The organism is uncultured Corynebacterium sp. (genome assembly GCF_902782855.1).
GTDB lineage: Bacteria > Actinomycetota > Actinomycetes > Mycobacteriales > Mycobacteriaceae > Corynebacterium.
Genome location: NZ_CACZOO010000083.1, coordinates 1 through 7654, shown reverse-complemented (window position 1 = coordinate 7654; position 7654 = coordinate 1). Strand labels below are relative to the sequence as shown.

Annotated in this window: 3 protein-coding genes; all 3 read right to left on the bottom strand. The window is 71.1% G+C overall.

The annotated features are described in order from the left end of the window. A partial coding sequence (locus tag QZV72_RS03720) for a TrkA family potassium uptake protein (protein ID WP_297005443.1) occupies positions 1 to 706 on the bottom strand: 706 nt, incomplete at its 3' end. Next, positions 699 to 4259: a UvrD-helicase domain-containing protein gene (locus tag QZV72_RS03715; protein ID WP_297005441.1), complete on the bottom strand. Its 3561-nt coding sequence runs from the start codon at positions 4257 to 4259 to the stop codon at positions 699 to 701. The genes QZV72_RS03720 and QZV72_RS03715, both read right to left, overlap by 8 nt. Beyond that, a complete protein-coding gene (locus QZV72_RS03710; RefSeq protein WP_297005445.1) occupies positions 4260 to 7568 on the bottom strand; it encodes an ATP-dependent DNA helicase in 3309 nt (1102 codons plus the stop codon). Between the last annotated feature and the right edge of the window lie 86 nt (positions 7569 to 7654).

Genomic DNA, 7654 nt, shown 5'->3' with positions numbered 1-7654 from the left:
GGGCGATCTCACGGACCGACAACGTGATCAGCACGGCTGTGTCATCGAGGTTCGGGGCAACGACGACGGCCCTGGCCCGGGTCACCCCGGCGAGCTTGAGCACGTCGGACTTCGTCGCCGAACCCTGCACGGTCACCAGGCCGCGGGAGGACGCGTGGGCCAGGACCTCCGGGTCCGAGTCCACCACGACAATCCGGTCGGCGGGGACGCCGTCGGCCAGCAGTGCGGTGATCGCGGCACGGCCCTTGGTGCCGTAGCCGATGACGACGGTGTGGTTACGCATTCTTCTCCTCCAGCGGCGGATCTTCAGGGCCTTCCGGGATTCCTCGGTGAGCACCGACAGGGTCGTGCCGACCAGGAGGACCAGGAAGATGACGCGCATCGGGGTGATGAGCAGGACGTTGAGCAGGCGGGCCTCCTGCGTCACCGGGGTGATGTCGCCGTAGCCCGTGGTCGACAGGGACACCGCCGAGTAGTACACGGCGTCCAGGAACGTACTGACACCGTGGTACCCGTCGCGGTCCAGGTAGACAACGATCGAGGACACGATGATGAGGATCAGGGCGTAGGCCATGCGGCGGACGATCAGCCACCATGGACTGGTCTGCTCCGGTGCGGGGATGCTGATGACCTTCGTCAGCGCATGCGGCGGGAGGGAGTCGACGTCCTCGTCCGTACCGAAACGGTCACGCAGCCTGTCACGCATTCTCGCGCCCTCCGTCCGGTCCGGCCAGCCATCCTGCCAGGTCCTCTGCAGACGGCAGTGTACCCGGTTCCCAGGTCTCGTTCGAGACCACGTAGTGGAAGGCGGCGCGCACGTCCGCCGGGTCGACCGGGCGACCGTAGCGGGCGCTGAGCAGCTTCGCCCACGCGAGCCGGTATACGGCCAGCTGGAGGGACGCGTCAGCCAGGTCACGGCCCGTCGGCTTCCGCCCGGTCTTCCAGTCCACGACCGTCCAGCCGGTCAGCGGGTCATCTCCGTCGTGGAAGACCGCGTCGATGCGCCCCTCGAACAGGTGACCGGCCAGGGTGACGGAGTACGAGCCCTCCACACTCACCGGGGTACGGTCCGCCCACTCACTGGCCAGGAACCTCTCCTTGAGCGTGGCGAGCACCGGGTCGGCGAGGGTGGCGTCAGCCGCGCCCGGCAGCTCGTCCTCGTCGAACAGTCCCACCGAGCCGTAGTGCCGCTCCACCCAGTTGTGGAACGCCGTGCCGCGCTTGGTGTACGGTCGCGGCTCCAGCGGCACCGGCCTGCGCCGTCGCCGGGCGAATTCCTCGGGATCACGTGACAGTGCCACCGCCTCGGTCGCGGTGAGCCGGGATCCCAGTGGCACGACGACCTCCGGGACGGTCTGCGCCCGGTGCTCCCGGACCAGCAGCGCGGTCTCCCGGGCCCACTGGTCGGCCAACGTGCCCGGGTCCGGCTCCGGCACCCCGCCCGGGGTCGCCTCCATCGCCGCGCGCACCAGGCCGGCGCCCTCCGCCACTCCGGGCAGCCGCTCGGTGAGAGTGGGTCGCGGCCACTGCGCGGGGGGGTTCTCCGGCAGGGTCCGCTCATAGGCCTCGACCAGATCATTGCGGGCCGCGGGGTTCTCCGGCACCATCAGCGCGTCCTCCCTGTGTTGCAGGGCGCCGTCCTCCCCCGCCTCCGCCAACCGCCTCAGCTCCTTCTTCGAGTAGACCATGCCCAGATCCGACCAGGTCACAATACATTCCGGAGCGGTCGCGGCGAGGCGGTCGCGGATCAGCGTCAGCGCGACGGAGGGGTCCACCGGTTTCTTCGCGTCATTGTTGAACGCCGCCCCGGAGACCAGCAGGGTCTGTTCGGCGCGGGTCACGGCGACGTAGAACAGCCGGTCGTCCTCCTTGGCGTCATGGACGCCCAGGGCGATTTTGAAGGCGTCGTCCGCCTCAACGACACCCTTGCGGTCGACGACATCGGAGAGGTCCAGTACCGGCATGCCGGTGGTGTCGGTCGGATCATCGGTGGCGTCGCCCCGCAGGCCCGAAGGCAGGATGCGGGCGTTGGTCGTCCAGGACTCGACGGTCGGACGCCTCACCGCGTCCGCATAGGTCTTCCGCGTGGCGTGCGGCACCGCGACGATCTCCCACTCCAGGCCCTTGGCCTTGTGCACGGTGAGCAGTTGGACACAGTCGCTGCGCTTCTCCACCTCACCGGCCTCCAACCCCTTCTCCCTGGCCTCGGCGGCGCGCAGGTAGTCCACCAGCGCCCCCGGGGACGCCCCGGAAAGGTCGGAGAAGGAACGGACGACCTCGGCGAACCGGTCGAGGTGGCTGGTACCGATGGACCGCCGCCGGTCACGGTGGTAACGGGTGAGCACCTCAGTGCGCACCCCGCACATCTGCTCGATGGCCGCGACGAGGTCCGTCAGCGGCTTGCCGAGGGACTGCAGACGCAGGAAACGCAGCTCCCGCCCCAGTTCACTGAGCCGCTCCAACCCGGTCGCCGACATCCCGAACTCCGTCATGCCGCGCAGGTCTGCCAGGGCCTCCGCCAGGCCGACCGGGACACGTGAGGAGTCGCGGTCGAGGTCGGCGAGTCGGCGGCGGACCGTGGCCGTCGCCGGGGAGTCCCCGGACTGTGGGGTCACCAGCGCGGTGAGGCCGGTAGGTTCGTCGGTGTCCTCTCCCGCACCGCCGCCCGCGTCCTCCCCCGACCTGCCTCCGGTGCCCCGGTCACGCAGCGTCAACTGGTCGACGCGACGCGCCAGAGCCTGCAGATCGGCGGCGCCGATGTTCCACCGCACCCCGGTGAGCAGCCGGAGCAGCGCGATGTCATCGGAGGGATCGACGAGGACCCGCAGCGTGGCGTACACGTCGGCGACCTCGGGTACCTCCAGCAGACCGGGCCCGTCGGACATCTCCACCGGCACGCCCCGCTCGACGAGCAGGTCATGGATCGGGGTGGCCTCGGCGTTCTTGCGCAGCAGGACCGCCGCGGAGAATTCCCGGGTCGCGTCCCGGTGGTGGTAGCGGGCGGCGAGTTCATCAGCCAGCCAGACCAGTTCCTCCTCACGGGTGTCGAACCAGGCGGCCTTCACGTCCCCGGTACCGGCGCCCGGTCGGGAGACCAGCGGGGAGACCGCAGCTGATCCGGTACCGGTGGCGTCCAGCGACCAGCGTGAGACGGTGTTCGCCAGGTCGAGGACGCGTGCCGGATTACGCCAGGACGTGGTCAGTTCCCGTTGCGCGGCCGGGGTGGCGTCTCCCCCGGTACCGGTCGGGAAATCGGTGCGGAAGTGTGCCAGGTTGGCTGCGGTCGCACCGCGGAATCCGTAGATGGACTGCATCGGGTCACCGACGGCGGTGACGGTGAGACCGGGATCGACCCCGCCGCCGAACAGGCTGCGCAGCAGCACGCGCTGGGCGTGACCGGTGTCCTGGTACTCGTCGAGCATGACCACCCGGAACCGACGGCGCTGGGCGTCCCCTACCTCGGGGTGCGCGGCGACGGTCTGGGCTGCCTTCGACATCTGGGCGCCGAAGGTCATGAGGTTGCGCTCGGCGAGCCTCGCCCGGTAGTCGGCGACCACGTCGAGGAGTTCACGCCGGTAGACCAGGGCGTCCCCGATCCTCTCCAGGGTCGAGTCGACCCCCTTGAGGGTCTTGCCGTCCCGGTCGGGCAGGCCGTCGATCTCGGCGGCGGTGGCCCGGCATTCGGCGATGACCTCGTCCGGGGTGGTGAGGTGGTTGTCCATGCCGTCGCTGAGCTCGAGCATGTCATCGATGATGGTGGGCACCGAACGGCGGGTGGTGAAACCGGTGTGCCGTTCCATCACCACATCCCTGGCGATCATCCAGCGTTCGGTGTCGGTGATCAGCCGCCCGGTCGGTTCAGTGGGCAGCAGCAGACCGTACTCACGGACGATGTCGCCGGCGTAGGAGTCGTAGGTGGACACCGTCGGGGTGATCGCGGGCATCGCCTCGACCAGTCCGGAGGACGCCAGGGACTGTAACCGGGCGCGGATGCGCACCCCCAGCTCACGTGCGGCCTTACGGGTGAACGTGAGGCCGAGGACCTGCTCGGGCAGCACCATGCCGTTGGCGACGAGCCAGACGACGCGGGCTGCCATGGTCTCGGTCTTGCCTGCCCCCGCACCCGCGACAACGAGCATGGGGCCGGCAGGGGCGCCGATGACGGCGGCCTGCTGATCGGTGGGCGGGAAATCCTGGCGCAGCCACCGCTGTGACAGTTCGACGGGGTCGACGGTACCGGAGGAACGGGGGGCGGTCATCTAGATCACCTGCTCCCCGGCGCGGCAGGCGGGGCACAGGCAGGCGTACTCCGTGTCCCCGCAGGCGTCGGTGGCGCTGAAACCGGGCCCGGCGACCCGGGCGGCGGTGGCCAGGGCCAAATCACGGAACTCGTCGAGGTCGGCCTCACTGAGCTGGCCCTGCTGCAGGACCTTGACCTTCGTGTTCTCCACCCGGGGGTAGACGAGCATCGCCCCGTCGGCGTGGCGTCCGTCCTCGAGGGAGACGAGGAGCTGGTAGGCCGACAGTTGGTGACTCGCGGCCGCTTCGGCCGCGGTCTTCGCCGTCCTCCCGGTCTTGAAGTCGATGACGGTGGACGCCCCGTCGGCGGCGGTCTCCAGGCGGTCGGTGCGACCGGCGAGGATCACGGGTAGGCCGGTGTCGGTGTGTCCGATCATGTGCTCCAGTTTCTTCTCGACCTCGACGGCGCGCCCTGACCCGGCGCGTTCGGTCAACCAGCGGTGAAGCCGGTCGACGGCGTCGAGGCAACTCTCGGTGAGGGGCCGGGCGGTCCATGACGGGCCGTCGACGAGCCACGGGACGACCTCGCGGACGAGGTCGGCGGCGTCCTCCGGGGTCAGTCCATCGGCGAAGCCCTCGGCGAGTGCATGGATGAGGGTGCCGACCTTCATCGGCTCGGTCGTCGGCGTGCGGCGCAGACTGTCGAGGAAGGACGCCAGGTCGCAGGCCTGCCCGGTGGTCCGCCCCAGATTCTCCAGGGTGGTGGGGCTGATGCGCAGGGTGGGTTCCGTGTCACCGCGGCGGTGGGCGACCGCGGGGCCCGTGGAGGAGGGGGCTGCGGTGCCCCACCAGTCGGCGGGTGCTGCGCCGTACACCCCTGCCCCGGCGAGGACGGCGAGGTTCTCCGCGGCGGCACGGCGCTCGTGGCCGGGGCGGCCGGGGTCGCAGACGGCGGCGCGGAGCTCGGCGACGAGGGGTTCCATCGCCAGGACGCGGGGCAGCGGGTCGGAGACGGTGTCGACGGGGTGTGGCCGGGGTTCGTCGGTGTCGGTACCGGTGTCGGCGGCGGGGCCGTCCCCGCGACCTCCGGGGCCGCCGGTGACGTCGGTGAGGAAGCGGGAGGGTACCGAGGCCTCATCACCGGTGGATTCCACCGCGGTGACCAGGGTGTACCTGGTAGCGCGGGACACGGCGAGGAGGAACAGCCGGCGTTCCTCCGCCAGCGCGGTGCTGGCCCGGGAGATGACGGTGTCCGGGGTGATCCCCCGGTCGAGGAGGTCGACCAGCTCCTGCTGTCCGAACAGGCCGCCGACGGTCGGCCCGGCCGGCCACCTGTCCTCCTGGACGCCCGAGACGACGACGACCTCCCATTCCCGACCGGCGGCGGCGTGGGCGGGCAGGATCTCGACCGCGTCGGGCCGTACGCCACGACGGTCGCGGGCACCGGTGGGCAGTTCCTGGGCGCGGACGCCGTCGAGGAAGGTCTCCACAGTAATCGCCGGAGACCGTTCCACGAGATCACCGGCAAGGTCGAAGAGACTCATCACCGCGTCAAGATCCCGGTCGGCCTGGGAACCGAGGGTGCCGCCGCGCAGGGCGCGGGTCTGCAGCCTGGTGGCCAGCCCGGTGGCCTGCCACACCGCCCACAGCACGGCCTCTACGGAGCCACCGGCCGCCAGGGCGTCCCGGCCGGCACCGATGACCTCGCTGACGTGGTCGAGAAGGTTGAGTTCACGGGGTCCGAAGCGGCGCCGCCACCTCTCCGCCAGGTGCTCGTCGGCACGTCCGGTGGCCAGGAGGCCGACCGCGTCCATGGCACGCATTCCGGTACCTGCCGTCACCGGGGCGAGGGAGCGCTCCATCCGGCGGAGCATCACCGGGTCCGCTCCGCCGACCGGACTCTCGATGAGCTGCTGCAGCTCGGCGACGGTCAACGGCCGGACCAGGGCGTCAAGGGCGAGCAGAAGCGAGGAGACGAGGGGTTGTTCGGCGAGCACGACGCTCGTCGGGTCGACCTTGACCGGAACACCGTGGCTGAGCAGGGTGCGCCGCAGTGCGTGGATCTCCCCGGCGGTGCGCACGATCACGGCGATCCGGTTCCAGTCCACCCCGTCGGTGACATGGGCCCGGCGCACCGCGTCGGCGACGCTGAGCCGTTCGGCGGTGGCCGACGGGGCCCGGCGGACCACAAGGTCCGGGGCGGTGTCACCGGGGTCCGTGCCGTCTGCCGTGCCCTGCCCTGGGACTCGCACCGGGACCCGGGTCGGCGAGGGCGGCAGCAGCCGGCCCAGCCGGTTCACCGCCGTGACCGCCGCCGTGCCCAGCCGGTGGGACCGGGAGAGGACGACCCGGTGGTCGGCGTCCGCCGAGAGCCCGGTGAGGTAGTCTTCGTCGGCGCCGCGGAAATGGAAGACGCACTGGTCGGCGTCCCCGGCGACGAGGGTGCGCGCACCCGGCACGGTGAGCAGGTCGAGGAGGCGGGCGGAGGCGGGGTCGAGATTGTGTGCGTCATCGACGAGCAGCAGCCGGACGGTGCTCCGCTGCCGGTCGAGGATGCGGGACCCCTCCGGAGTGTTCTCGAGTTCATCGAGCACACGGTGGAGCAGTTCGGAGACATTGAGCGCATGGGAGCCGGAGAGCCGCACCACCCGACGGCTCTCACGCAGGAAGTCACCGGCACCGACCCACATGTCGATGCCGTGGCGGTGGCCGAGCTCGGTGAGCTGCTCCGGCCCGACACCCCGCTCCTCCGCGCGCAGCAGCAGGTCACGGAGCTGCCGGGCGAAGCCGACGAGCGGAAGGGCCGGCCGGATACGCTCAGGCCAGGAGCCGGTGGAGTCCTCGGCATTGCCGCACAGCAGCGACCGGATCAGCAGGTCGTGGTCGGCACCCGTCATCAGCCTCGGCAGCGGTTCGTCACGGATCTGGGCGACGGCACGCAACAGGGAGAAGGCCCAGGAGTGCACCGAACGGACCGGGGTGCCGGTGGCAGCGTAGTCGGGCAGGTCGGATCGGCCCGTCCCGACCGCACCGCCGGAGCACAACAGGTCGGTGAGCCGGCCACGCAGGTCCGCCGCGGCCTCCTTCGAGGGGGTGACCACCATGACGCCGGCCGGGTCCCCCCCACCACGGAGGTAGGCGACCAGGGTGTCGAGCAGCAGCGAGGTCTTACCCGTCCCCGGTCCCCCGAGCACGGCGTAGGGCCGGTCGCGCGGCACCCGGGGATCATCGGAGACGAGAGCCCCCGCCAGTCCGGTCCACCGCCGTGCCGTGGCCGGAGCCGTGACTCCGGTGTCGAGCCGGACCCGGACACTGTCTGCCGAACCGATCCGTCGACGCAGGCGGGCATCGGCGCGGGCGGTCTCCCTGGCCCCGGCGACCGTCTCCCGCTCCGCTGTGCCCGTCCCGTCAGTCC